We start from the raw sequence: 24950 nt of genomic DNA, 5'->3' as shown, positions 1-24950 counted from the left end.
CGAGAAGGCGATGTCGGTGTCGATGGTCGAAGCGCAACAGCAGCAGGCCCCGGCGAGCGCGCCGGCCAGCGACTCCCAGGCCGAGGCCAGCCAGGCGCCGCCGACCGACCCCGGGGTGGTGAGTTCGCCGCAACCGACCCGCAAGGTGCCGCCGACGTATCCTTCCCGGGCACAGCGACGGGGGATCGAGGGCTATGTCGAGTTGCGTTTCACGATCCGTCCCGACGGTAGCGTCGATCGCGACTCGCTGCGGGTGATCGATGCCGAGCCGCGGCACGTCTTCGACCGGGCCGCGCTGCGGGCGATCGCCGACTGGCAGTTCAAGCGCGCCCCGCAGCCGCGCGAGGCGCGTCAGCGTCTGGTATTCCGTCTCGAGGGGTGAGGGCAAGCATGCGACTGCATTACCACCGATTCGCCCGCTGGCTGGCCGCGGGTCTGTTGCTTGTATCCGGGGCGGTTGACGCCGCGCCGGCGCTGCGTGACGACATGGTAAAGAGTCTCGAGGGCCTCCAGGCGCGTCTCGAGAACGGCGATCCGGCGGCGCTCCGCCGCGATGCCGAAGCCGCCGCCGAACGGCTCGAGGGTGGCAACGCCGCCGATCGCTGGGCGCGGGCGCTGTTCCTGCAGATTGCGGCGACGGCCGCGGCGGAGCAGGGCAAGGATGCGCGTGCCGCGGACCTGTTCGCCGAGGCGCGGGGTGTCGACGGCATCGAATCGCGCTACCGGCGCCGCTGGTTGCAGCAGGAGGCCCGCTTGCGCCTGCGTGCCGGGCAGACCGACAAGGGCGCCGAACTACTGGGGCGCTGGCTGGAAAGCGGCCAGGGCGAGGCCGCCGATTACTGGCTGATGGCGCAGGCCCAGGCGGAACTCGAGCGCTGGAAGCGTGCCGCTGAGTGGGTCGACCGGGCGCGCCGCGCCGGTGGCATCCCGGCGCGCTGGCAGTCGCTCGCCGCCGCGGTCTACCAGCGGGCGGGGCGCGACCAGGCGGCGCTCGAGGTGATCGATGGCTGGCTGGCCGGCGACGACGTGCCCGCCGAGGCCTGGCGCCGCGCCGCGGGGCTCGCCCAGCGACTCGATCAGCCCGGCCGTGCCGCGGCGATCTGGGAGGCCGGCTGGCGTCGCGGCGCGCTGTCCGGCGAGGACGACCTGCGTCGGCTCATCGAGCTGCATCTGGCCGGGGGGACGCCGGCCCGCGCCGCGGAACACCTGGTGGCGGCGCTCGAGCAGGGGCGCCTGCCCGACGATCTCGAGGAGCGGCGTCTGCTCGCCCGGGCGTGGAGTGCCGCCCGGGCCCGCGACAAGGCGCTCGCCGCCTGGCGTGAGGTGGCCGAACGTAGCCGGGCGGGCGACGACTGGCGTCGTCTGGGCGAGCTTGCCTACGGCTGGGGGCGCTGGCAGACGGCGGTGGATGCGCTGCGCCAGGCGCGCGAAACCGGCGAGGCACAACCGCGCGACTGGCTGCTCGAGGGCGTGGCGGCCTTCGAGCAGGGTGACATCGGCGCGGCGCGGCAGGCGTTCGCGGCCGCCCGTGACGCCGGCGCCGAGCAGGCACGGGCCTGGCTGACGGTGCTCGACGACGGTGCGCAGGGCGACGGGGCCCAGAACGAGGCGTCCGGTGGTTGAGGGTGGGACGCGGGGGTTACAGGTCCAGTTCGAGCCACACCGGGGCGTGGTCGGACGGCTTTTCCATGGCGCGCAGCGGATAGTCGATGCCCGCCGCCGTGACCCGCTCGGCGAGTGGCGCCGTGACCAGGATGTAGTCGATGCGCAGGCCGCGCTTGGGGTCGCGGTCGAAGCCCTTGGAGCGGTAATCGAACCAGCTGAAGGTGTCGGCGTCGCTGGGATGGCAGAGCCGGTAGCCGTCGACCAGCCCCCAGTCCTCGAGACGCTTCAGCCACTCGCGTTCCACCGGCTGGAAGCTGGTCTTGCCCTCGCGCAGCCAGCGCCGGCGGTTGGCCTCGCCGATGCCGATGTCGATGTCCGCTGGTGAGATGTTGAAATCGCCCATCACGGCCAGCCGCTGGTCGGGACGGTAGTCGCGCTCGAGCATCTCGGCGAGGCCGGCATAGAAGGCCCGCTTGTGGGGGAACTTGGTCGGATGATCGACGTTCTCGCCCTGCGGGAAATAGCCGTTCCACACGGTCAGCGGCTCGCCGTCGTCGCCGGTCAGGCGCGCGCCGATCAGGCGCCGCTGGGCGTCCTCGCCATCCTCGGGCAGGCCGTAGAAGACGGCCTCCGGTGCCTGGCGGGTGAGCAGGGCGACGCCATAGTGGCCCTTCTGGCCGTGGTAGTGGACGTGATAGCCCATCCCCCGGACCGCCTCGAGCGGAAACTCGTCGTCGTGGACCTTGGTCTCCTGCAGGCCGATGACGTCGGGGTGGTGAGTGTCGATCAGCGCCTGCAGCTGATGCAGGCGCGCCCGCACGCCGTTGATGTTGAAAGAGACCAGGCGCATCATGTGTCTCCCTTCGGCGTGTCGTCATGCCCGTGGACATCGAGCGTCCGTGCCTGCTGCTGGCGAGCCAGCTTGCGGGCGGCCTGGAGCTTGCGCTGCTGGCGTTTCTTCTGGCTGAAGCGGCGTGACGAGGTGACTTCGCCGGGGTTGTCGTGTCGCCACTGGCGATAGTCCTTGCGCCGGCCGGTGCGAATCGTCACCTTGTCGGCCAGCGAACGGGTCTTCTTCTTGCGCGTCATGGAATACGTCCTGAGTCGAGGCTGGCGACATTCTATCAGTTTCGCGCGCTGCCGAGACAGGCGTGCCCCGGGCGTATCGTGGAGCGCGGGCCCTGATCGGCCAGGGCTGTTACAATGGCGCTCGTTTTTATCCTTCAACGCAATCGGAACAGAACCGCAAGCCTATGAGTGAGTCGGAAAAGACAGCCGCACCGGCGCAGAACCGCAAGCCCAAGCGGCGGCGTCGCAAGCCGCGCAAATCGCAGTCCAGCTGGGACCTGCGGCAGTTCCAGGTGCCGCCGGTCGCCGGCAAGTGGCGTTTCCACGACTTCGATCTGCCGCTGCCGCTGATGCGGGCGATCCATGCCCTGGGGTTCGAGTACTGCACGCCGATCCAGGCCGAGGCGCTGATCCACACGCTGCTCGGCGGCGACGTGGTCGGCAAGGCCCAGACCGGTACCGGCAAGACCGCGGCCTTTCTGATCTCGATTCTCGCCTATTTCCTCGAGGAAGAGGCGCCGGACGGTCAGAAGCCGGGCACGCCGCGTGCGCTGATCATCGCGCCGACCCGCGAACTGGCGCTGCAGATCGAGAAGGACGCCAAGGCCCTGGCCCGCTTCACCTCGCTCAACGTGGCCAGTGTGGTCGGCGGCATGGACTACCAGAAACAGCGTGATCAGCTCGCCAAGAAGCTCGATATCCTGGTCGCCACGCCCGGGCGTCTGCTCGACTTCCAGCAGAAGCGCGACGTCGACCTGAGCCAGACCGAGGTGCTGGTGCTCGACGAGGCGGATCGCATGCTGTCGATGGGCTTCATCCCCGACGTCAAGCGCATCATCCGTCATACGCCGAAGACCGAGGAGCGCCAGACCTTCCTGTTCTCGGCGACCTTCACCCAGGACATCCTCAATCTGGCCAGCCAGTGGACCAACGAGGCGGCCTACGTCGAGATCGAGGTCACCGTCGACAACGCGGCGGACATCGACCAGCGCGTCTACCTGGTCAGCGACGACGACAAGCAGCGTCTGCTGGTCAACCTGCTCAAGCAGGAGAGCTTCGAGCGGGTGATGGTGTTCGGCAACCGCCGCGACCTGGTGCGCAAGCTCGACGATCTGCTGCGCAAGGCTGGCATCGACGTGGCCATGCTCTCCGGTGACGTGCCGCAGAGCCAGCGCATCAAGACGCTGGAACGCTTCCGCGAGGGCGAGCTGACGGTGCTGGTGGCCACCGACGTGGCCGGTCGCGGCATCCACATCGACGACGTCAGCCACGTGATCAACTACACGCTGCCCGAGGACCCGGAGGATTACGTGCACCGTATCGGGCGTACCGGGCGTGCCGGCGCCAAGGGCGTATCGATCAGTTTCGTCGGTGAGGAGGACGCCTTCTCGCTGCCCGAGATCGAGCGCTTCATCGACGACAAGCTGCCCTGCGAGCATCCGCCCGAGGGGCTGCTTTGACGGCAGCCGCAAGCCATGTGCTGTAAGCCTTGAGTCAAGGAGCTTGCAGCCTTGGCCGGTTGCGCTCGGCGGGAATGGGTTCCGCTTGTCGCCTACGGCTCAACGCTTACAGCCAGGACAGATATGCTTGACGAGGCGCTGAAGGGCGAGATTCAGGACGCTTACCGCCGGGTGCTCGAGGGGCTCGAGCTGACGCCGCGCTACGGTCAGCGGCTGATGATCGCCGAGATCGCCCGCACCCTGGCGGGGATCGAGGCCGACGACAGCGGACGGCGGTTGTCCAACGAGCACGTCTGCGTGCTCGAGGCGGGCACCGGGACCGGCAAGACGCTGGCCTATCTGCTCGCGGCCCTGCCCGTGGCCCGGGCGCGCGGCAAGCGGCTGGTGGTCGCCACCGCCACGGTGGCGCTCCAGGAACAGGTGCTGCACCAGGACCTGCCGGCGCTCAAGCGTCACAGCGGGCTCGATTTCGAATACGCCCTGGCCAAGGGGCGCGGGCGTTATCTCTGTGTGGCCAAGCTCGATCAGGCCCTCGACGGCGGCGAGGAGAACCCCACGCTGTCGCTGTTCGAGCCCACCGCCCAGGCGCGCGGCGACGAGCGCTTCCCGGCGCTCGCCAACGAGCTCGCCGAGGCCTACGGCAGTGGCCGCTGGGAGGGCGACCGCGACAGCTGGCCGGAGGCGATCGAGCCCGGGGACTGGCGGCGGCTGACCACCGATCACCGCCAGTGCACCAACCGTCGCTGTGGCCACTTCAGTGCCTGCGCCTTCTTCCGTGCCCGTCGTCGGCTCGACCAGGCCGACGTGATCGTCGCCAATCACGATCTGGTGCTCGCCGATCTGTCGCTGGGCGGTGGTGTGGTGCTGCCGCCGCCCAAGGACTGCATCTATGTCTTCGACGAGGGCCACCACCTGCCCGACAAGGCGCTCGAGCACTTCTATCACCGCTTCGGCGTCAACGCCACGCTGCGCTGGCTGCGCACGCTCAAGAAGTCGCTGACCGAGCTCAATACCGCGCTCGCCGGGCAGCCGACGCTGGCCCGCCTGCTGGCCGGATTCCCGGAGGCGATCGCCGCCCTGGAGCCGCGCCTCGGCGAGGCCTATGCACTGGGCCACCAGCTGGCCGAGTTGCCCGACGGGGCCGCCGGCGAGACCCGCCACCACCGCTTCGCCATGGGGCGGCTACCGCCGGCGCTGCGCGAATTGGCCGAGGGCTTGGTCGTGCCGTTCGCCGAGATGTCGCGCAACCTGGAGACCATGGTCGGCATCCTGCGCGAGAGCCTGGACCCGGAGAAGACCACCGGACTGGCGCGCGAACAGGCCGAGGCGTGGTTGCCGCTGGTGGCGCTGCTGCACGGGCGGGCGCTGGAAGCCCATGGGTTATGGCAGGCGATGGCCGCCGACGACGTCGAGGGCGAGCCGCCGCAGGCGCGCTGGCTGACCTTCGACAGCCAGGGCGGCGAGAGCGAGCTGACCTTCTCCGCCAGCCCCGTCTCGGCGGCCGAGACCCTGGCCCGGCATCTCTGGGGCAGCTGCTATGGGGCCGTGGTCACCTCGGCGACCCTGACCGCGCTGGGGCGCTTCGAGCGCCTGCAGGAGCGGGCGGGGCTGGCCAACCGCTATCGTTACCAGCGGCTGCCGAGTCCCTTCGACTACTCCCGGGCGGTGCTCAGCGTGCCTCGCGAGGCGGTCGACCCGGCCGATCGCGAGGCCCACGAGCGGGCGATCGTCGACTTCGTCGCCGCGCTGGACGAGAGCGAGGCGGTGCTGATGCTGTTCTCGTCCCGGGCCCAGCTGCGTGCGGTGGAAAAGGCGCTGCCCGAGGCGCTGCGCACGCGGGTGCTGGCCCAGGATCGGCTGCCCAAGCGCGAGCTGCTCGATCGCCATCGCAAGCGTATCGACGCCGGGGAGGGGAGCCTGCTGTTCGGCCTGGCGAGCTTCGCCGAGGGCATCGACCTGCCCGGGCATTACCTGACCCATGTGGTGATCACCCGGCTGCCGTTCGCCGTGCCCGACGATCCGGTGGGGGCGACCCTGGCCGAGTGGATCGAGAGTCGCGGCGGTAACCCCTTCATGCGCATCTCGGTGCCGGATGCCTCGATCAAGCTGGTTCAGGCGTGCGGGCGGCTGATCCGCAAGGAGGCCGACGAGGGGCGCATCACGCTGCTCGATCGGCGGGTACTGACGCGGCGCTACGGACGGGCCCTGCTCGACTCGTTGCCGCCGTTCCGCCGCGAGATCGATGGCCAGCCGGCCGGCTGAGCGTCGCGGTCGTCACGCATCGTGCCATGGCGAGCCGACGCCCGGGGCCGCTAGGGCCCCGGGCGTCGCGCTGCGGGGTGCCGCCGGGGGTCAGACAGCGCTGCGGCGCCTGGCGAGTACCGGCGCGAGCTTGTCGGCCATCTGTGCGAGCACCCGTTCGGTGGTGTCCCAGTCGATGCAGGCATCGGTGATCGACACGCCATACTCGAGCTGGCTGCGATCCTCGGGAATCGACTGATTGCCCCAGCCGATGTTGGATTCGACCATCAGGCCGATGATCGAGCGGTTGCCCTCGAGGATCTGGTTGGTGACGTTGTCCATGACCAGCGACTGCAGGGCCGGATCCTTGTTGGAGTTGGCGTGGGAGCAGTCGATCATGAGGTTGGCGCTGACGCCGGCCTTGGCGAGTTCCTGTTCGGCCAGCGCCACGCTGACGCTGTCGTAGTTGGGCTTGCCGTTGCCGCCGCGCAGCACCACGTGGCCGTAGGCGTTGCCGCGGGTACGGATCACCGCCACCTGACCGGCCTGGTCGATGCCCAGGAAATTGTGCGGGTGGGCGACCGACTTGAGGGCGTTGACCGCCACGTCGAGGCTGCCGTCGGTGCCGTTCTTGAAGCCCACCGGGCAGGACAGCCCGGAAGCCATCTCGCGGTGCGTCTGCGACTCGGTGGTGCGCGCGCCGATCGCCGACCAGCTGATGCAGTCCTGCAGGTACTGGGGCGAGATCGGGTCGAGCGCCTCGGTGGCCAGCGGCAGGCCCATCTCGGTCAGCTCGACCAGCAGGTTGCGGGCGATGTGCAGGCCTTCGGAGATGTCGAAGGAATCGTTGAGGTGGGGGTCGTTGATCAACCCCTTCCAGCCCACCGTGGTGCGCGGTTTCTCGAAGTAGACGCGCATGACGATATACAGGCTGTCGCTGACCCGGTCGGCCAGCTGGCGTAGACGGCGGGCGTAGTCGCGGGCCGCCTCGGGATCGTGGATGGAGCAGGGGCCGATGACGACCAGCAGCCGGGGATCCTCGCCGTCGAGAATGCGTTGAATGGTTCGGCGACCCTCGATGACCGTCTGTTCGGCGCGGTCGGAGAGCGGAATTTCCTGTTTCAGCGCTTCGGGGGTGATCAGCACGTCCTGAGCGAGGACGTTGAGGTTGTTGACCTGCTGTTCTGACATTCAGCTACCTGTGGATGCGTGTCGGAGTGATCCCTCTACTATCGCCCGGCGGCCCCCGGGAAATCAATCGCCGGCGTGGTTCACCGGACGGCTAAAATCGTCGCTCGTCTTGATGCAGGCGACAGAAACAGGAACACTTAGGCGCTAAACGTTCCCTTACCAGGTCCCAGGTTGACTCAATGACCCTCAATCATGCCATGCCATGCCTGCGGCATTACGCGCCCGCCGGCCGTCATCCGTTCCGTGTCGTTCGGCCGGAGAGGCGTTGAATGGGCATTCGGGAAACCGATCAGCAACTCGTCGAGCGCGCCCAGCGGGGCGACAACCGGGCCTTCGACCTGCTGGTCAAGAAATACCAGCACAAGATCATCGGCCTGATCGGGCGTTACGTCCATGACCATGCCGAGGTCCAGGACGTCGCCCAGGAGGCGTTCATCAAGGCCTACCGGGCGTTGGGCAACTTCCGTTCGGAGAGCGCCTTCTATACCTGGATGTACCGCATCGCCATCAACACCGCCAAGAACCACCTGGTCTCCAAGGGGCGTCGCCCGCCCGGCAGCGATCTGGATATCGGCGATGCCGAGGTCGTCGATCACAGCGGGCGGCTTTCCGACATCGAGACTCCCGAGGCGGCGATCGCCCGCGATCAGCTCGAGGCCGCCGTCTTCGAGGCCATCGAGCAACTGCCCGAGGATTTGCGCACCGCCATCACGCTGCGCGAGATGGACGGGCTGTCCTACGAGGACATCGCGCACATCATGCAGTGTCCGGTGGGCACGGTGCGTTCGCGCATCTTCCGTGCCCGTGAGGCGGTGGACCGGCATATCCAGCCGTTGCTCAGCGGCGCGCATCGCCAGGACATGATCCATGAATGAGGGAGCGCGAGAAAATTGCCCGACCCCGCTGAACTGTCTGGCGTTTTTGACGTCACAGGGGGTGTTCGCATCATCGGATGCGAGAAAACCGATGGAGCGCCGACGCATGGCGCACGACAGATGCCGTGCCGAAGAGGGCACGACGGCGATCGTTCCATCGTCTTGTCGACTGTGAGGGTGTGAGATGAACGACAATCTACGGGAATCGCTGTCCGCGTTGATGGACAACGAGGGAGACGAACTCGAATTGCGGCGCGTGCTGAAGTCGCTGGACGAGTCTCCCGGGGATGCCGATGTCTGGCGACGTTATCATCTGGCACGCAGCCTCATGGCGCGTGATCGCGACGTCGACGTGAGCGCCGATCTCTCGGCGGGGATCATGGCGCGCATCGAAGCGGAGCCGCGTCCCCGTGTCGCCGATGAACCGGTGGCCCGACGTGGCGGCCTGTCGTTCGCGGGGAGCGCCGCGGTGGCGGCCACGGTGTCGTTGATGGTGATCACCGGCGTGCAGGTCTACAACGGCTCGAGCCCGGTCACCTCGCCGGACATGGCGACCCGCACGACATCTTCCAGCGGCGGCGCCGGCGCTGCGGCTCCCGGGATGGCGGCCAACGAGACGCGGTCCAGGGCATCGGGCGGCGCCGAACTCGTCGATCTTCCCCAGTATCCGGCCTTTTCTCCCGGTGCCCTCTCGGCGGGCAACAACGGCTTGATGACCGTGGGCGCCGGTTTCGAGAGCCCGATGTTCATGGCCCCCGGCGCCCAGTCCACCCAGGCCGGCGATCTCGAGCAGGCGCAGTTGCTGCAGCGCTATCTGGACCGCCACGCCCAGGGCGCGGCCTATCGCTCCGGCGAAACCTGGATGCCGCTGTTGCGTGCCTCAGCCCAGGAATCCCTGGGAGGGCACTGATGCCCCGGCTGGCGCCCTCCCGTTGCCTGGCGGCGCTGACCCTGCTGTTGGCCAGCGCCACGGTGCTGGCCCAGCCCGACTCCGCCACCACCGGCTTCGATTGCCGCCAGCTCGCCGACGCGCCGTCGTCGGACACCACCCCCCGGGACTGGCTAGAGCGCAGCCTCTGGGCCAGCCACTGCTATCAGTTCCAGGCCCGTGCGGTGCGTATCAGTGGCGCCGGCGTGCGCACCCTGGCGCTGTCCCACGAGATCCGTGACGGTACCGAGCACGAGGTGGCGAGCTATCTCGACGGCCCGCCGGTGGTCTATCGGCGTCAGGGGCGCGTCGGGCGCGACGATCTCTCGGGCGCCATCGGCTCCGGTCGTACCTCGCCCTCGGCGATCATGGCGCGTCTCGACGCCCATTATCGGTTTTCCGTCGACGGCGAATCGCGCATCGCCGGGCGCAACGTCGTGCGTCTGGACGTCGCGCCGCTCGACAACCTTCGCTATGGCCATCGTCTGTGGCTGGACCGCGAGACGGGACTGCCGCTCAAGCAGGTGCTGATCGGTCTCGACGGCCGGGTCCTGGAAACCTTCCAGATGACCGAACTGGGCCAGCCACGTCTCTACGAGCGGGCGGTCGCGTTCGAGCCGGCGGACGACCCGCCGCCGGGGCTCTGGCGGCCCGGGTGGCTGCCGGCGGGGTACCGGCCGCTGTCGCTGCCCGATGGCCACGGCGTCGAGGCCGAGCCGCTGTCGCAACGGCTCTACAGCGACGGTCTGTCCAGTTTCAGTCTGTTCATCGAGCCGCTGCGCGGCCCGGACGCCGCGTTGCGCCCCGGGTTGCACCGTCTGGGGATCTCGCATGCCGCCGTCCGTCACGTGCGGCTCGACGACCGCGTCTTCCAGATCGTGGTGGTGGGCGAAGTCCCGCCGCTGGTGCTGGCGCGGGTGGCCGATCGCGTCGATTATCGCCCCGCCGCCTCGAAAACCGCCTCACCCTGATCGGGGATTCTCTCGGCTCACGGCGTTCGTGGGCTCTCGAAGGGCGCCCGATGCTGTTTCGCGAAATGCTCTTTCAACTGGCGCGACATCCAGACGTGCGCGTCGCTGCGGGCATACTTGCTATGGCTGTAGAGCTTGAGGGTGTAGGGCGGAATCGCGAACGGCGCCGGATACAGGTCGATGGGGGTGGCGGCACGCAGTGCCTCGGCGGCACGGCGTGGAATCGTCATCAGCAACTCGCTTTCGGCAATGATGAAGGGGGCCGTCATCACCGCGGGGAGTTGCAGGGCGACATCCCGCTCGAGGCCCATGCCGGCGAGCACCCCATCCACGACACCCCGAGCTTCTCCCCAGGGCGTGACGACGGCATGCCGTTCTGCCAGATAGCGGGGAAGGTCCAGCGTGTCTCGTATCCGGGGATGATGCCTGCTGGCGATGACGAGGTAATCGTCCGTCAGCCACGCTTCGCTGTCGATACCGGCAGGCAGCGTCTCGCGATCCTCGCTGTAGCCCAGGGCAAAGTCGATGCGTCCGGACGCCAGATCCTGGATGGAGACCTTGCGATCGGAGGCGATCAGCCGTAGACGCAGGCCGGGGGCGGCCCGCTGGAGCTGTCCGATGAGGCCCGGCAGCAGTTCGAAGGCCGTGTAATCGGTGGCCGCGAACACGAACGTACGCTGACTGGTGGCGGGATCGAAGGGTTCCCATTGTCCGAGCTGGTCGGACAATAGCTTCAGGCTCGCCGCCACCGCCGGGGCCAGCAGGTCGGCTCGCTGGGTCGGGTGCATGCGGTTGCCCTGGCGGATGAACAGCTCGTCATTGAGCGCCGAGCGCAGCCGGGCGAGCGCGTGGCTGAAGGCGGACGCGCTGATGGCCAGTTCGGCGGCGGCGTTGGCCACCGTGCGATGGCGGTACAGGGCGTCGAATGTCAGCAGGAGGTTCAGGTCGAGACGGCGCAGGGAAGGATGCATGCTGTTCACTGAAAGATGATGAAAATGCACTACATGCAGTATACCTCTGCCGTCATGATGGGGCATCCATTCGACGCGGAGACTCCCATCGTGAACCTGCACGTTCGCCCGGCCACCATCGACGATGCACCATGCATACTGGCATTCATCCGCGAGTTGGCCGACTACGAGAAGGCGTTGGACGAGGTCACGGCCAGCCTCGCGGATATCGAGCACAGTCTCTTCGACGAGCAGGCAACGGCCCGGGCGTTGATCTGCGAGTGTGACGGTCGGCCCATCGGTTACGCGGTGTACTTCTTCAGCTATTCGACCTGGCAAGGCCGCAATGGTCTCTATCTGGAAGACCTCTATGTCAGCACCGACCACCGAGGCCTCGGCGCGGGCAAGCTGCTGCTCAAGCACCTGGCTCGACAGGCCTGGAGCAACGATTGCGGACGGCTGGAATGGAGCGTGCTCGACTGGAATACGCCCGCCATCGATTTCTATCGCTCGATCGGGGCGCAGCCTCAGTCGGAATGGGTGCGCTACCGCATGGAGGGTGACGTGCTGAGGCGATTCGCGGACGCTTGATCGGACCGGGCGGAGGGCGGTGCGGCATTTCGCCGATCCCCGACCGTGCCCCCGGCGCCGCCGTGCGGCGTGCGTGACGGCAAGGGGACGAGCTGCGCCGATTTCGCGAGGCGGACTGAACTCTCCGCGGCCTCGTGCATCAAACCCCCCGAGCGCATGAATGTCACTCGTTCGTTACTTGCGCTCACCGACAGCTAAACAGCGATCCGCGATCGAGCCTGTCCGCGACGGTCTCGTCGTGGCGACGCCCGTGACGTTCGATCCCGCCTCCCGGCAGCTCGCGAGGAGAGGACATCGGTGCCGCCCCGCACGGTTTCGTCGTGGCCGGGTTCCCAGGAACACGAAGCAGGAGTTCTCAATGCAACGCATCACACGACAGCTCTCCTTGTGGCTGATGCTCGTGGTAGCCGCATTCGCCGTGCAGAGCGCGCAGGCGCGCGATCTGCCGGACTTCACCGAGCTGGTGAAACAGGCCGCCCCCGGGGTCGTCAACATCTCGACGACCCAGGAGGTGCAGCGCCGCAGCATGGGGCCGTGGGGCGGCCAGGGCCAGCAGGACGTCCCCGAGATATTCCGCCATTTCTTCGGTGATCAGATCCCCTTCGGCCCGCGCGGCGGCGGCAATGGCGGCGGCACCGAGGAGCGGCATTCGCTGGGCTCCGGCTTCATCATCAGCCAGGACGGCTACATCATGACCAATGCCCACGTGGTCGATGGCGCCGACAAGATCGTGGTCCGCCTCAACGACCGGCGCGAGCTCAAGGCCAAGCTGGTCGGTGAAGACAAGAAGACCGACGTGGCGCTGCTCAAGGTCGATGCCAAGGACCTGCCGACCCTCAACATCGGCGACTCCGACGATCTCGAGGTCGGTGAGTGGGTCGCCGCCATCGGCTCGCCGTTCGGTTTCGACCATTCGGTGACCGCGGGTATCGTCAGCGCCATCGACCGGACCCTGCCGACCGATGCCTACGTGCCGTTCATCCAGACCGACGTGGCCATCAACCCGGGCAATTCGGGCGGTCCGCTGTTCAACCTCGACGGCAAGGTCGTGGGGATCAACTCGCAGATATTCACCCGCAGCGGTGGCTTCATGGGGCTGTCGTTCGCCATCCCCATCAACGTGGCGATGGACATCGCCGATCAGCTCAAGGCGACCGGGCACGTCAGCCGTGGCTGGCTGGGCGTGGTCATCCAGCCGGTGTCCCGCGACCTGGCCGAGTCCTTCGGCTTGAAGAATCAGCGCGGCGCACTGATCGCCGATGTCGCCGACGATTCCCCGGCGGCCAAGGCGGGGCTCAAGGCGGGTGACGTGATCCTCGCCGTCGACGGCGAGGAGGTCGATCAGTCGAGCAAGCTGCCGCGCCTGATCGGCAAGGTGTCGCCCGGCGAGACCGTCAAGCTGGACGTGCTGCGCAACGGCAAGCAGATGACCCAGAAGGTCACCGTGGGCGACTGGCCAGAAGAGGCGCTGCAGCAGGCGTCCGACGACGGCGCCCAGGACCCGCAGACCCGCCTGGGCGTGGCGGTGCGCGACCTGAGCGACGACGAACTCGGCCGCCTCGGTCTCGATCACGGCGTGCGCATCGTGCAGGTGGACCCCACCGGCGCCGCGGCCGAAGCCGGTATCCAGAGCGGCGACATCATCGTCTCGCTCGATCAGAAGCCGGTCGAGTCGGCGACGCAGCTCGCCAAGGCGATCGAGGGCGTGACACAGGACCGTGCGGTACCGGTACGCCTGTATCGCGATGGCCATTCGCTGTTCGTGGCGCTGCGCCTCGGCAAGGCGGAATGACCCGACACCACGCTCGTGCGTGACCGGAACGGGGCCTGCGGGCCCCGTTCTGCTGTCGTCCCCCGAACGGCGTTCGCTGTCCTTGCCGGAGGCATGTCGGTACAATGCCGCCATCTTCTTCGACACGCCGCCCGGGACAGACGGTCCCGATCCGCACGCGTGCGTGTACACGAACCGGGTTCAATTGCATGTCAGACGCTGAAAACCGCAAGGTCATCAACAATATACGCAACTTTTCGATCATCGCGCACATCGATCACGGCAAGTCGACGCTGGCCGACCGGATCATCCAACTGTGCGGCGGGCTGACCGAACGCGAGCTCAAGGAGCAGGTGCTCGACTCGATGGATCTCGAGCGCGAACGCGGGATCACCATCAAGGCCCAGTCGGTCACGCTGGACTATCAGGCGGAAGACGGCCAGACCTATCAGCTCAACTTCATCGACACGCCGGGGCACGTCGATTTCTCCTACGAGGTCTCGCGCTCGCTCTACGCCTGCGAGGGGGCGTTGCTGGTGGTCGATGCCGCCCAGGGCGTCGAGGCCCAGTCGGTGGCCAACTGCTACACCGCGATCGCCCAGGATCTCGAGGTGCTGCCGGTGCTCAACAAGATCGACCTGCCCCAGGCCGACCCCGATCGCGTGGCTCAGGAGATCGAGGAGATCATCGGCCTGGACGCGGTCGACGCCTGTCAGGTCTCGGCCAAGACCGGGCTGGGCATGGAAGGACTGCTCGAGCGCCTGGTGCGCGACATTCCACCGCCCCGGGGCGACGCCGAGAAACCGCTCCAGGCGCTGATCATCGACTCCTGGTTCGACAATTACCTGGGCGTGGTGTCGCTGATCCGCCTGTTCGACGGCACGCTGCGCAAGGGCGACAAGATTCGCATGAAGTCCACCGGGCGCGACTGGGACGTCACCGAGGTGGGGATCTTCACGCCCAAGCGCAAGCAGACCGGCATCCTGCGCGCCGGCGAGGTAGGCTTCGTCGTCGCCGGGATCAAGGACATCCACGGCGCGCCGGTGGGCGATACCATCACCCATGCCAAGACCGCCGACACGCCACGCCTGCCGGGTTTCCAGAAGGTCAAGCCGCAGGTCTACGCGGGGATGTTCCCGGTCACTTCCGACGACTACGAGGAGTTCCGCGACGCCCTGGAGAAGCTGGCGCTCAACGACGCCTCGCTGGATTACGAGCCGGAGAATTCCGATGCCCTGGGTTTCGGTTTCCGGGTCGGGTTCCTGGGCACGCTGCACATGGAGATCATCCAGGAACGTCTCGAGCGCGAGTACGGCCTGGACCTGATCACCACGGCGCCCACGGTGGTCTACGAGCTGGCGATGGAGAAGGGCGAGACGCGCTACGTCTCCAACCCGTCGAAGCTGCCCGACCTGGCCAGCGTCGAGGAGATGCGCGAGCCGATCGTGCGTGCCAACATCCTGGTCCCGCAGGAGTTCGTCGGCAACGTCATCGCCGAGTGCGAACAGCGCCGCGGCGTGCAGCTCGACATGCAGTTCCTCGGCAACCAGATCCAGCTCGCCTATGAACTGCCGATGAGCGAGGTGGTCATGGACTTCTTCGATCGCCTCAAGTCGATCTCGCGGGGTTATGCGTCGCTGGATTACAGCTTCGAGCGCTTCCAGGCGGCCAAGCTGGTACGCCTCGACGTGCTGATCAACGGCGATCAGGTCGACGCCCTGGCGGCGATCGTCCATCGCGATCACGCCCAGGGGCGCGGCCGGGCGCTGGTCGAGCGGATGAAGGAACTGATTCCACGCCAGATGTTCGACGTGGCGATCCAGGCCGCCATCGGCAGCCAGGTGGTGGCGCGCTCGACGGTCAAGGCGCTGCGCAAGAACGTGACCGCCAAGTGTTATGGCGGCGACGTGACGCGCAAGAAGAAACTGCTCGAGAAGCAGAAGGCCGGCAAGAAGCGCATGAAGCAGGTGGGCCGCGTCGAGATCCCGCAGGATGCCTTCCTCGCCGTACTCAAGGTCAATGACTAGGAATCGAGACAGACATGAACTTTTCGCTACTGCTGGTGGTGGCCGTCGCCGTCACGGGATTGGTCTGGTTGCTGGACCTGGTCTGGTGGCGTCGTCGCCGTCAGGCACGGCTGGCCACCGCCGAAGCGGGCGAGGGGGGCTCGCTGGACGAGTCGCGCCGCAACAAGCTGAGCCGCGAACCCTGGCCGGTGGACTATGCCCGGTCGTTCTTTCCCGTGCTGCTGGTGGTGTTGCTGCTGCGCAGCTTCGTGATCGAGCCCTTTCAGATTCCCTCCGGGTCGATGCGCCCCACCCTCGAGATCGGCGATTTCATCCTGGTCAACAAGTTCACCTACGGCCTGCGTCTGCCGGTGGCGCACACCGAGATCCTCGATCTCGGCGAGCCCCAGCGCGGTGACGTCATGGTGTTCCGCTTCCCGGAGGACCCGTCGGTGGATTTCATCAAGCGCGTGGTGGGCCTGCCGGGTGATCGGATCCGCTACGAGGGCAAGCAGCTCTACGTCAACGGCGAGCCGGTGAAGAAGGAAGTCGTCGATCGCAACCCGGAAAAGGCGCCCGGCGAAGTGCGCTTCAAGGAGTGGCTGGGCGAGCATGAGCACGCCATCTACAACAACCCTCGCGATCCCGGCCCGCAGATGCGCGAGGTGGTGGTGCCGCCCGGGCATTACTTCATGATGGGCGACAACCGCGACCATTCCAACGACAGCCGCTACTGGGGCTTCGTGCCCGAAGCCAACATCGTCGGCAAGGCCTTCGCCGTGTGGATGCACTGGGACGGCGGTCTGCCCAGCTTCAGTTCGGTGCGGTTGATTCCTTGAACCGCGCAGTCGACCATTCACGCCATCTCGAGAGCGGACGTTTCGTGAGTACCTCGCAACACGCCTTCAGTCGCCGCATCGGTCACGACTTTCGTGACCCGGCGCTACTGGAACTGGCCCTGACCCACCGCAGCTTCGGTGGCGACAACAACGAGCGGCTGGAATTCCTGGGGGATTCCATCGTCAATTTCGTGATCGGCGAAGCCCTCTTCCAGCGGTTCCCCCAGGCGCGCGAAGGGCAGCTCTCGCGCCTGCGGGCACGGCTGGTCAAGGGCCAGACCCTGGCGGAAGTGGCCCGTGAGTTCGATCTCGGCGATCAGCTTCGCCTGGGCTCCGGCGAGATGAAGAGCGGCGGGTATCGTCGCGACTCGATTCTCGCCGATGCCATGGAAGCGGTGATCGGCGCCATCTACCTGGACGCCGGCATGGACGCCGTCAAGGCGCGGATCCTGGCCTGGTACGGCACGCGTCTGGAGTCGATCGATCTGCACGACACCCAGAAGGACCCCAAGACACGCCTCCAGGAATTCCTGCAGTCGCGCCAGTCGCCGCTGCCGCGCTACGAGGTGATCTCGGTGGAGGGCGAGGCCCATGCCCAGACGTTCACCGTCGAGTGCCACGTCGACCGGCTGGCCGATCATACACTGGGCGTCGGTTCCAGCCGGCGTCACGCCGAGCAGGAGGCCGCCGAAAAGGCCCTGAGCCTGCTCGAGCCGCGAGGAGGTCGTTCATGACACAGCGCTGTGGTTTCGTCGCCATCGTCGGCCGGCCCAACGTCGGCAAGTCGACGCTGATGAACCGGATTCTCGGCCAGAAGATCTCGATCACCTCGCGGCGTCCGCAGACCACGCGCCACCAGGTGATGGGCATCAAGACCGAGGGCGACGATCAGTTCATCTATGTCGACACCCCGGGCATGCACATCCAGAGCAAGGATCGCAACAAGGCCATCAACCGCTTCATGAATCAGGCGGCGACCCAGGCCCTGCGCGACATCGACTGCGTGGTGTTTCTGGTCGATCGCACGCGCTGGACCGAGGAGGACGACGTGGTGCTCGACAAGCTCACGCATGTCCGTGCCCCGGTGATCCTGGCGGTCAACAAGGTCGACTGGCTCAAGGACAAGAGTGAGCTTTTGCCGTGGCTCGAGCGCTTGCAGGCCAAGCGTGAGTTCGCGGCGATCCTGCCGATCTCGGCCAAGCACGGTACCAACGTGCCCGAGCTTGAGGGCGAGCTGGCCCAGTACCTGCCCGAGAGTACGCATCATTTCCCCGACGACCAGGTCACCGACCGCAGCCAGCGCTTCCTGGCCGCCGAACTGGTGCGCGAGAAGGTCATGCGCCAGCTCGGCGACGAGCTGCCCTACCAGATGACCGTGGAGATCGAGGAGTTCCGCGACGAGGGACGGGTGGTGCACGTCAGCGCACTGATGCTGGTCGAGCGCCAGGGGCAGAAGAAGATCCTGATCGGCGAGAACGGCGAGCGGATCAAGAAGATCGGCCGCGAGGCGCGCCTCGAGATGGAGCGGGCCTTCGATGCCAAGGTGATGCTCAACCTGTGGGTCAAGGTCAAGCGCGGCTGGTCCGACGACGATCGGGCGCTGAAGAGCCTGGGCTACGATCTGGACTGACGGCTTCGGGCTTCGGCTGAGAGCGCACTGGATCCGTGATGACACCGCAACCGGCCTATCTGCTGCATCGGCGCCCCTACCGCGAGACCAGCGCCCTGGTCGAGCTGATCACGCTCGATCACGGCCGCGTGCGGGCCGTCGCCCAGGGCGTGCAGCGTGCCGGCAGCAAGTCGCGTTCGCGGTTGCAGCCCTTCGCGCCGCTGCACGTCACCTGGAGTGGCGACAACGAACTCAAGCGGTTGCGTCTGATCGAGACCCACGGCGCGGCGCTGCTGCTGGCCGGTGAGGGCCTGCTGTGCGGGCTCTACGCCAACGAGCTGCTGACCCGCCTGTTGCCACCGATGCTGCCCACCGCCGAGGTGTTCGCCTTCTATACCGCCGCCCTCGGGGCGCTGCCCAACCCGGCCGGGCGGGCGCCGGCGCTGCGCCGCCTGGAGGCGAGCCTGCTCGAGACCCTCGACGCCGAACCGGTCTTCCTCGACCTCGACGACCGTGAGCTGGATCCGCAGGCGCGTTACGTCTATCAGGCGGGTCCCCGGCGCTTTGCGCGGGCCCCGGCGGGGCAGGGCCTCGACGGGCGCACCCTGCGCCTGCTCGCCCAGGGCGACTGGGCCAGCCCGGGACTCGCCGGGGCCGCCAAGTCGCTGATGCGCGCCGCGCTGGCGCCGCTGCTGGGCGCGAAGCCGCTGCGTTCGCGGGAACTGATGCACCAGCTGGCGATGCGTCGCCGCCGGGGGTCGGGACACTGATTGGAAAGTTTCGGGACGCGCGGCCTCTGCACCCGGGCGGTCATCCTGTCCTTCCGTCTTCCGTCTTCCGTCTTCCGTCTTCCGTCTTCCGTCTTCCGTCATTACTCTTGTCTCCTGATTACCCGCTTTCCCAGGAGACCCCCATGCATCCTCCCCGCATTCTGCTCGGCGTCAACATCGACCATGTGGCGACCCTGCGTCAGGCGCGCGGCACGCGTTACCCCGATCCCGTCCAGGCGGCGCTGCTCGCCGAGGAGGCCGGCGCCGACGGCATCACGCTGCACCTGCGCGAGGACCGGCGGCACATCCAGGACCGCGACGTGCTGCGCCTCGCCGAGGTGCTCAATACCCGAATCAATCTGGAGATGGCGGTCACCGCGGAGATGCTCGCCTTCGCCGAACGCCTGCGCCCGGACAACGTCTGCCTGGTCCCGGAAAAGCGCGAGGAGCTGACCACCGAGGGCGGTCTGGACGTGGTCGGCGCGCGGGAGTCGATCGCCGCGGCCTGCGAACGTCTGGCCGCGGCCGGCTGCGAAGTCTCGCTGTTCATCGACCCCGAGCCCGATCAGATCCGCGCCGCCTACGAGGTGGGGGCGCCGGTGATCGAGCTGCACACCGGCGCCTACGCCGAGGCCCGTGGCGAGAGTGCGCGCGTCGAGCACGCGCGGGTCGCGGCGGCCGCCGAACTGGCGCTGGAGCTTGGGCTGACGGTGAATGCCGGTCACGGCCTGCACTACCATAACGTCGAGCCGATCGCGGCGATTCCGGGCATCACCGAACTCAACATCGGTCACGCGATCATCGCCCGCGCGCTGTTCGTGGGGCTCAAGGAGGCGGTCGCCGAGATGAAGCGGCGGGTCGTCGCCGGCTACGAGGCGGGCTTCGTGGCCGCCCTCGACGATCACGAGCACGCCCACGAGCACTGAGTCAGTGGGCCGCCGGCGAGGTGGTTTCGGACCGCCAGTCGCGCAGCCGCTGCAGGGCATCGAGCAACGCCTCGTGGATATCCGCCACGGCATCGATGCCCTGCGCCCGTAACCGGGATTCGAGCGTCTCGGCGACCAGTGCCAACTGCGGTACCCCGCAGTAGCGACAGGCGCCGTTGAGGTGGTGAACGGCGTCGAGAAACCCTTCCTCGTCCCCGGCCTGGTAGGTCTGCCGCAGGCGCGCCTCGCTCTCGTCGAGGCTCTCGAGCAGATCGTCGAGCATGCGCTGGGCAAGGTCCGGGCGGCCGCCGGCCAGGGTGGTGCCGAGGTCGGTATCGACCACCGGCAGTTCCTCGTCGTCGGTGCCTGCCGGGGCGACCTGCCGCGTGGCGGGCGCCGGAGCGTCGTCGCGGGGCGCGTCGGGCAGGTCCAGGTAGGTCGCGAGCAGGCGATCCAGCGCCGTCACGTCGAGCGGCTTGGTGAGTACCGCCTGCATGCCGGTATCCACCAGCGCGCGCGTGTCCTCGGGCAGGGCATGGGCGGTCAGGGCGACGACCGGGCAGTTGGCCCAGTGTTCGTCCAGGCGCCGCAGGGCGGTCGTGGTCTCGATGCCATCCATGCCCGGCAGACGAATGTCCATCAGCACCAGGTCGAAATGCTGCGCCCGGGCCAGGGCGAGGGCTTCCTCGCCGTTCCGGGCGGTCACGCACTCCACCCCGCGATGCTTGAGCCACTCCTCGACCAGCAGACGGTTGGAGGCGATGTCGTCGACGGTCAGCACGCGATGGCGCGCGGTGGTTCGGCGCGGCTCCGGCGCGGCCGTCGGCAGTGGGGCGGGGGGCGACGTCAGGCCGGTCGCCTCGTCGACCAGCAACTGGTGTAGTGCCGTGGCCAGGCGCTGGCGGGTCAAGGGCTTGAGGAAGGTTCGGCAGCGCGGCGGCAACCGGTCGGGGTCGTCGTCGGGCTCGCCATGACGCAGCAGCAGGATGGCGCAGTCCAGCGTTGCCAGGCGCTCGCGCGCCGGCAGTGTCGCGTGGGGCAGCGCCTCGATCAGCAGGTCGGTGCCGTCGGGCAGGGTCTCGCGGGTCGCCGGCGTATCCAGGATCGTCACCACCGCCGCGGCGCTGCGCAGCCAGTGGCGCAGCGCCAGGCGGCTCGGCCCGTGCGGCTCGAACAGGGCGATATGCCGCCCGCCGAGGTCCTGCAGCGCGGCGCGGGAGGCGCCGGACTGGCCGAGTCGCAGTGGCAGCGTGACATGAAAGGTGGTGCCCGTGCCGGCCTCGCTGGTCACGTCGATGGCGCCGCCCATCTGGTCCAGCAGCTGCTTGCAGATCTTCAGACCCAGCCCCGTGCCCCCCGGATGGGTGCTGCGCGAGACGCTGCCCTGGACGAAGGGCTGGAAGAGTTGCTGACGGACCTCGGGGGGCAGGCCCATGCCGGTGTCGCTGACGCGTACGCCGATCACCGCTTCGCTGCCATGGTCCGCCTCGACCTGGACGCGCACCAGGATTTCTCCCCGGTCGGTGAACTTGACCGCGTTGTGGGTCAGATTGGTCAGCACCTGCTTGATGCGCAGCGGATCGCCGAGCAGCGACGACGGTACGTCGTCGTAGACCAGGCCGAGCATCTCCAGGCCCTTGTTCTGGATACCGGGGGCCTCGAGCAGCAGTACCTCGTCGACCAGCTCGGCGATATCGAGTTCCACCGTGTCCAGCGGCAGTTTGCCGGCCTCCAGCTTGGAGAAGTCGAGAATGTCGTTGACCAGCGAGAGCAGATTGTCGGCGGCCTGCTCGACATGCCCGAGCCACTCGCGCTGGTGCTCGTCGAGGGGGCTGCGATGCAGCAACCGGCAGAAGCCGACGATGCCGTTGAGCGGGGTGCGGATCTCGTGACTCACGTTGGCGAGGAACTCTGACTTGACGCGGCTGGCCTCGAGCGCCTGGCGGCGGGCGCCATCCAGTTCCTGATTCTGTCGCTCGATGGTCTCCATCGACTCGCGCAGGTCGGCGGTGGTGCGTTCGATGCGGGTGTGCGTCGCCTCGTGCTCCTGACGCAGATGGTCGGCGAGGGCGTTGATGGCACGCGAGGTATCGTCCAGCTCGCGGAAGGGCGACGCCGGCAGGCGCGCGTCGTGATCGCCGGACGCGACGCGTTGCAGCACGTCCCGCTGGGCCTGCAGCGTGGCAAAGAGTCGTCGTGGCAGAAGCAGCGCCGCGCTGCCGAGGATCAGGGCAGCGCCAAGCAGGGTCAGGGCGAGCTCCGACAGTTGCCGGTAGAACGGCAGGGCCAGCACCCCCTGGCGCAGGGTGACGTCCAGCCAGAGGGGAGCCGAGGACGCCGGTGGGCTGCCGGGCAGGGCGAGGCGCACGTGCCAGCGCCCCGCATCGCGGTGCAGGCCGGCGGCCGCCGACGCGGGGGGCGCCGGATCGAGGGCCACCGCAGCGACGCCGTCGAGGGCTTCCAGGCGCCCGAGCAGCGAGTCGAGCCGCTCGTCCCGCGACGCCGCGACGAGTTCCGGTCTCACCAGCTCCACCGCTTGCGTGACGCGGGTGACCAGGGCATCGCGCCGCCAGGTATCGGTCGCATAGAGCTGCCAGCCTCCCAGGAGGGCCAGGGCCAGCAGCGGCATCGCCAGCGAGGCGACGATCAGTCGGAACCACAAGGACATGACGTGCATCCGTGACGGTGACGATGCCGCGAGTATGCCACAGGCGGGGGGGTTGCCTGTCCACTGCCGCACGGCGGGGATATAATGCGGGGAGTTTTTATCACCGCCCGGGTGCGTCCGTGGCGGCGGAGTTCCGCCACGCCACGGGTGGCTCATACGGGGCCAAAAGGAAGAGTCCATGCAATTTCCCACACTCGAGGACAGCGTCGGCAATACACCGCTGGTGCGCCTGCAGCGCATCGGCGCGGGCCGCAACAACACCCTGCTGGCCAAGCTCGAAGGCAACAATCCGGCCGGTTCGGTCAAGGATCGCCCGGCCCTGTCGATGATCCGCGAGGCCGAGGCCCGCGGCGAGATCGCCCCGGGCGATACACTGATCGAGGCCACCTCGGGCAATACCGGGATCGCGCTGGCCATGGCCGCCGCCATCAAGGGCTATCGGATGGTGCTGATCATGCCCGATAGCGCGTCCAGCGAGCGCAAGCAGGCGATGGCGGCCTACGGCGCCAGGCTGATCACGGTGACCCGGGAGCAGGGCATGGAAGGCGCCCGCGACCTGGCTGACGCAATGATCGAACGTGGTGAGGGCAAGCCGCTCAACCAGTTCGCCAATCCCGACAACCCCTTGTCCCATTACCGCACCACCGGCCCCGAACTCTGGCAGCAGACCGCGGGCACGATCACCCATTTCATCAGTTCGATGGGGACCACGGGCACCATCATGGGGGTCTCGCGCTATCTCAAGGAGCGCAATCCGGCGATCCAGATCGTCGGCCTGCAGCCCGAGGACGGCGCGAGCATCGCCGGTATCCGCCGCTGGCCGGCGGCCTACCTGCCCAGCATCTTCGACGCCTCGCGGGTCGACAGCGTGCTGGACATCGGCCAGCACGAGGCCGAGGCGCACATGCGGCGCCTGGCGCGCGAGGAAGGCATCCTCGCCGGGGTCTCCTCCGGCGGGGCGCTGGCCGGCGCCCTGCGCATCGCCGAGCAGGTGGAGAATGCCGTGATCGCGTTCATCGTCTGCGATCGGGGCGACCGCTACCTGTCGACGGGGCTCTTCGCCCCCGAGGTTTGACATGGCGATGCTCGGCAAGCGACGTCCCGCGCGGACGTCTTCGAAACCGACGACCCGGACGGCTCCCCGGCGTCAAGAAGCCGGGAGCGACGGCGCGGCGCTGACGATTCAGCGGCTCTCCCACGACGGGCGCGGGGTGTCCCGTGATGGTGACGGCAAGACCGTCTTCGTCGACGACGCGTTGCCCGGTGAAGTCGTCGAGATCGCCGTCCACCGCCGCCGCCAGCGCTTCGACGAGGCGCACGTGCGTCACCGTCGGCACTCGTCGGCGGAGCGGGCGGTACCGGCGTGCCCGCACTACGGTCGGTGCGGGGGCTGTGACCTGCAGCATCTCGCCGTCGATGCCCAGCGCGCCCACAAGCGCTCGGTGCTCGTCGACCAGCTCGAACGCCACGGCATCGAACTCGGCGTCGCGGTGGACGTGCTGGCCGGCGCGCCGCTCGGCTATCGTCGCCGGGCGCGGCTCGGGGTCAGGCTCGACAGTCGCGGCCACTGCCATCTGGGGTTTCGTGCCCGGGGCAGTCACCACCTGGTCGACATCGATCAATGCCCCATTCTGGTGCCCGAACTGGGGGAACTGCTCACGCCGTTGCGCGACCTGCTGGCATCGCTCGAGGCGGTGCGCCGTGTCGGTCATATCGAGCTCCTCGCCGGCGACGACTCGCGCGTGGTGGTGGTCCGCCAGTTGCGCGACAACCCGGCGGACGCCCGGCGCTGGCGCGAATGGGGCGAGGCGCACGGCGTGCATGTCGTCTGGCAGGTGGGACGCGACCAGCCGCAATGGCGTTGGCTCGGCAAGCCCGGGACATTGCGCTATACCCTGAAGGGCGGGGCGCGCGATGTCGTGGTGGGCTTCGAGCCCGGCGATTTCCTGCAGGTCAACGCCGAGGTCAACCGACAGCTGGTGAGTACCGCGCGCGACTGGCTGGCGCTGCGGGGCGAGGAGCGCATCGTCGACCTGTTCGCCGGGGTCGGCAATTTCACCCTGGCCCTGGCAGGCGAGGCCGGCGCGGTGCTCGCGCTGGAAGGCAGCCCGGCGATGGTCTCGCGACTGCGCGACAATGCGGCGGCCAATGGCCTGCACCATGTCGAGGCACGTCAGGTCGACCTGACCCGTTCGCCGGGCTTCGGCGGCGAGATCGACGTGGTGGTGCTCGACCCGCCCCGGGAGGGCGCCGAGGCGGCGTGTCTCGACCTGGCCGCCTCCCGCGTGCCGCGCATTCTCTACGTCGCCTGTGATCCGGCCACGCTGGCCCGCGATGCGGCACGCCTCGTGCATGCCGGCTATCGCATCCGCCGGGCCGCCGTGGCCGACATGTTCGTCCAGACCGCGCATCTCGAGTCGATGCTGCTGTTCGAGCGCGAGCGCTGACGAACCCGATCCGCCGGTTCAGCGCTCGGCGGGT

The 24950-nt window shown here is 68.0% G+C and carries 22 protein-coding genes; 17 read left to right on the top strand and 5 right to left on the bottom strand.

Features of this window, described 5'->3' with window-relative positions; genetic code table 11:
• Positions 1 to 382, top strand: a 382-nt coding sequence (locus D0901_RS11190) for an energy transducer TonB (RefSeq protein ID WP_162500858.1), incomplete at its 5' end; no start/stop codon positions are given.
• 8 nt (positions 383 to 390) lie between these two features.
• Positions 391 to 1623, top strand: a complete 1233-nt coding sequence (locus D0901_RS11185; RefSeq protein WP_129140384.1) for a tetratricopeptide repeat protein — start codon at positions 391 to 393, stop codon at positions 1621 to 1623.
• 16 nt (positions 1624 to 1639) lie between these two features.
• Here the strand turns inward: D0901_RS11185 and xthA are convergent, their stop codons facing one another.
• Entirely contained in the window at positions 1640 to 2455 is an 816-nt protein-coding gene (gene xthA, locus D0901_RS11180; protein ID WP_129140383.1) for an exodeoxyribonuclease III, read from the bottom strand.
• Positions 2455 to 2694, bottom strand: a complete 240-nt coding sequence (locus D0901_RS11175; protein ID WP_129140382.1) for a hypothetical protein — start codon at positions 2692 to 2694, stop codon at positions 2455 to 2457. Before D0901_RS11175 ends, xthA begins: the two co-directional genes overlap by 1 nt.
• 164 nt (positions 2695 to 2858) lie before the next feature.
• Between D0901_RS11175 and rhlB the strand changes: the two genes are divergently transcribed.
• Together rhlB and dinG are read left to right on the top strand one after the other, a co-directional pair.
• Positions 2859 to 4133 carry an ATP-dependent RNA helicase RhlB gene (gene rhlB, locus D0901_RS11170; RefSeq protein ID WP_129140381.1) on the top strand — a complete coding sequence of 425 codons (1275 nt, stop codon included), beginning with the start codon at positions 2859 to 2861 and terminating at the stop codon, positions 4131 to 4133.
• Positions 4134 to 4256: 123 nt separating this feature from the next.
• Positions 4257 to 6395, top strand: a complete 2139-nt coding sequence (dinG, locus tag D0901_RS11165) for an ATP-dependent DNA helicase DinG (protein ID WP_129140380.1) — start codon at positions 4257 to 4259, stop codon at positions 6393 to 6395.
• 90 nt (positions 6396 to 6485) lie between these two features.
• Here the strand turns inward: dinG and D0901_RS11160 are convergent, their stop codons facing one another.
• Positions 6486 to 7565 (bottom strand): 3-deoxy-7-phosphoheptulonate synthase, encoded by a 1080-nt coding sequence (locus D0901_RS11160; protein ID WP_129140379.1) that lies wholly within the window; start codon positions 7563 to 7565, stop codon positions 6486 to 6488.
• A 269-nt stretch (positions 7566 to 7834) separates the two neighbouring features.
• Between D0901_RS11160 and rpoE the strand changes: the two genes are divergently transcribed.
• From rpoE to D0901_RS11145, 3 genes are all read left to right on the top strand, one after another.
• Positions 7835 to 8440, top strand: coding sequence for an RNA polymerase sigma factor RpoE (rpoE, locus tag D0901_RS11155; RefSeq protein ID WP_129140378.1), 606 nt, complete (start codon positions 7835 to 7837; stop codon positions 8438 to 8440).
• Positions 8441 to 8624: 184 nt separating this feature from the next.
• Positions 8625 to 9350: a sigma-E factor negative regulatory protein gene (locus D0901_RS11150; RefSeq protein WP_129140377.1), complete on the top strand. Its 726-nt coding sequence runs from the start codon at positions 8625 to 8627 to the stop codon at positions 9348 to 9350.
• Entirely contained in the window at positions 9350 to 10339 is a 990-nt protein-coding gene (locus D0901_RS11145; protein ID WP_233440401.1) for a MucB/RseB C-terminal domain-containing protein, read from the top strand. Before D0901_RS11150 ends, D0901_RS11145 begins: the two co-directional genes overlap by 1 nt.
• A gap of 17 nt (positions 10340 to 10356) precedes the next feature.
• On the opposite strand, the gene D0901_RS11140 is transcribed toward D0901_RS11145, so the two are convergent.
• Positions 10357 to 11310 carry a LysR family transcriptional regulator gene (locus tag D0901_RS11140; RefSeq protein WP_129140376.1) on the bottom strand — a complete coding sequence of 318 codons (954 nt, stop codon included), beginning with the start codon at positions 11308 to 11310 and terminating at the stop codon, positions 10357 to 10359.
• Between the two features lie 24 nt (positions 11311 to 11334).
• Here D0901_RS11140 and D0901_RS11135 point away from each other — a divergent pair, with 24 nt between their 5' ends.
• The 8 genes from D0901_RS11135 to pdxJ all read left to right on the top strand — a co-directional run bounded on the left by D0901_RS11135 (position 11335) and on the right by pdxJ (position 19801).
• Positions 11335 to 11880, top strand: a complete 546-nt coding sequence (locus tag D0901_RS11135) for an N-acetyltransferase family protein (protein WP_482194151.1) — start codon at positions 11335 to 11337, stop codon at positions 11878 to 11880.
• Positions 11881 to 12238: 358 nt separating this feature from the next.
• Complete coding sequence (locus D0901_RS11130) at positions 12239 to 13672, top strand: DegQ family serine endoprotease (RefSeq protein ID WP_129140375.1); 1434 nt, start codon at positions 12239 to 12241, stop codon at positions 13670 to 13672.
• Between the two features lie 188 nt (positions 13673 to 13860).
• Entirely contained in the window at positions 13861 to 15678 is a 1818-nt protein-coding gene (gene lepA / locus D0901_RS11125; protein ID WP_129140374.1) for a translation elongation factor 4, read from the top strand.
• 14 nt (positions 15679 to 15692) lie between these two features.
• Positions 15693 to 16496: a signal peptidase I gene (gene lepB, locus D0901_RS11120; protein WP_129140373.1), complete on the top strand. Its 804-nt coding sequence runs from the start codon at positions 15693 to 15695 to the stop codon at positions 16494 to 16496.
• A 44-nt stretch (positions 16497 to 16540) separates the two neighbouring features.
• The gene (gene rnc / locus D0901_RS11115; protein ID WP_129140372.1) at positions 16541 to 17230 is read left to right on the top strand and encodes a ribonuclease III; all 690 of its coding nucleotides are present in this window, start codon (positions 16541 to 16543) and stop codon (positions 17228 to 17230) included.
• Positions 17227 to 18126 carry a GTPase Era gene (gene era / locus D0901_RS11110; protein WP_129140371.1) on the top strand — a complete coding sequence of 300 codons (900 nt, stop codon included), beginning with the start codon at positions 17227 to 17229 and terminating at the stop codon, positions 18124 to 18126. The genes rnc and era overlap by 4 nt, the downstream gene beginning before the upstream one ends.
• Before the next feature lie 38 nt (positions 18127 to 18164).
• Complete coding sequence (gene recO, locus D0901_RS11105) at positions 18165 to 18875, top strand: DNA repair protein RecO (RefSeq protein ID WP_129140370.1); 711 nt, start codon at positions 18165 to 18167, stop codon at positions 18873 to 18875.
• A gap of 143 nt (positions 18876 to 19018) precedes the next feature.
• Positions 19019 to 19801, top strand: coding sequence for a pyridoxine 5'-phosphate synthase (gene pdxJ / locus D0901_RS11100; protein WP_129140369.1), 783 nt, complete (start codon positions 19019 to 19021; stop codon positions 19799 to 19801).
• Between the two features lies 1 nt (position 19802).
• On the opposite strand, the gene D0901_RS11095 is transcribed toward pdxJ, so the two are convergent.
• The gene (locus D0901_RS11095) at positions 19803 to 22469 is read right to left on the bottom strand and encodes an ATP-binding protein (RefSeq protein ID WP_129140368.1); all 2667 of its coding nucleotides are present in this window, start codon (positions 22467 to 22469) and stop codon (positions 19803 to 19805) included.
• Between the two features lie 178 nt (positions 22470 to 22647).
• On the opposite strand from D0901_RS11095, the gene cysM reads away from it, so the two are divergent.
• Both cysM and D0901_RS11085 read left to right on the top strand, forming a co-directional pair.
• Positions 22648 to 23544: a cysteine synthase CysM gene (gene cysM, locus D0901_RS11090; RefSeq protein WP_129140367.1), complete on the top strand. Its 897-nt coding sequence runs from the start codon at positions 22648 to 22650 to the stop codon at positions 23542 to 23544.
• A 1-nt stretch (position 23545) separates the two neighbouring features.
• A complete protein-coding gene (locus D0901_RS11085; RefSeq protein WP_129140366.1) occupies positions 23546 to 24916 on the top strand; it encodes a methyltransferase domain-containing protein in 1371 nt (456 codons plus the stop codon).
• Positions 24917 to 24950: the final 34 nt, after the last annotated feature.

The organism is Modicisalibacter coralii (genome assembly GCF_004117855.1).
Lineage (GTDB): Bacteria > Pseudomonadota > Gammaproteobacteria > Pseudomonadales > Halomonadaceae > Modicisalibacter > Modicisalibacter coralii.
The sequence above is the reverse complement of the archived record's forward strand: the minus strand, read 5'-3'. Positions and strand labels throughout refer to the sequence as shown.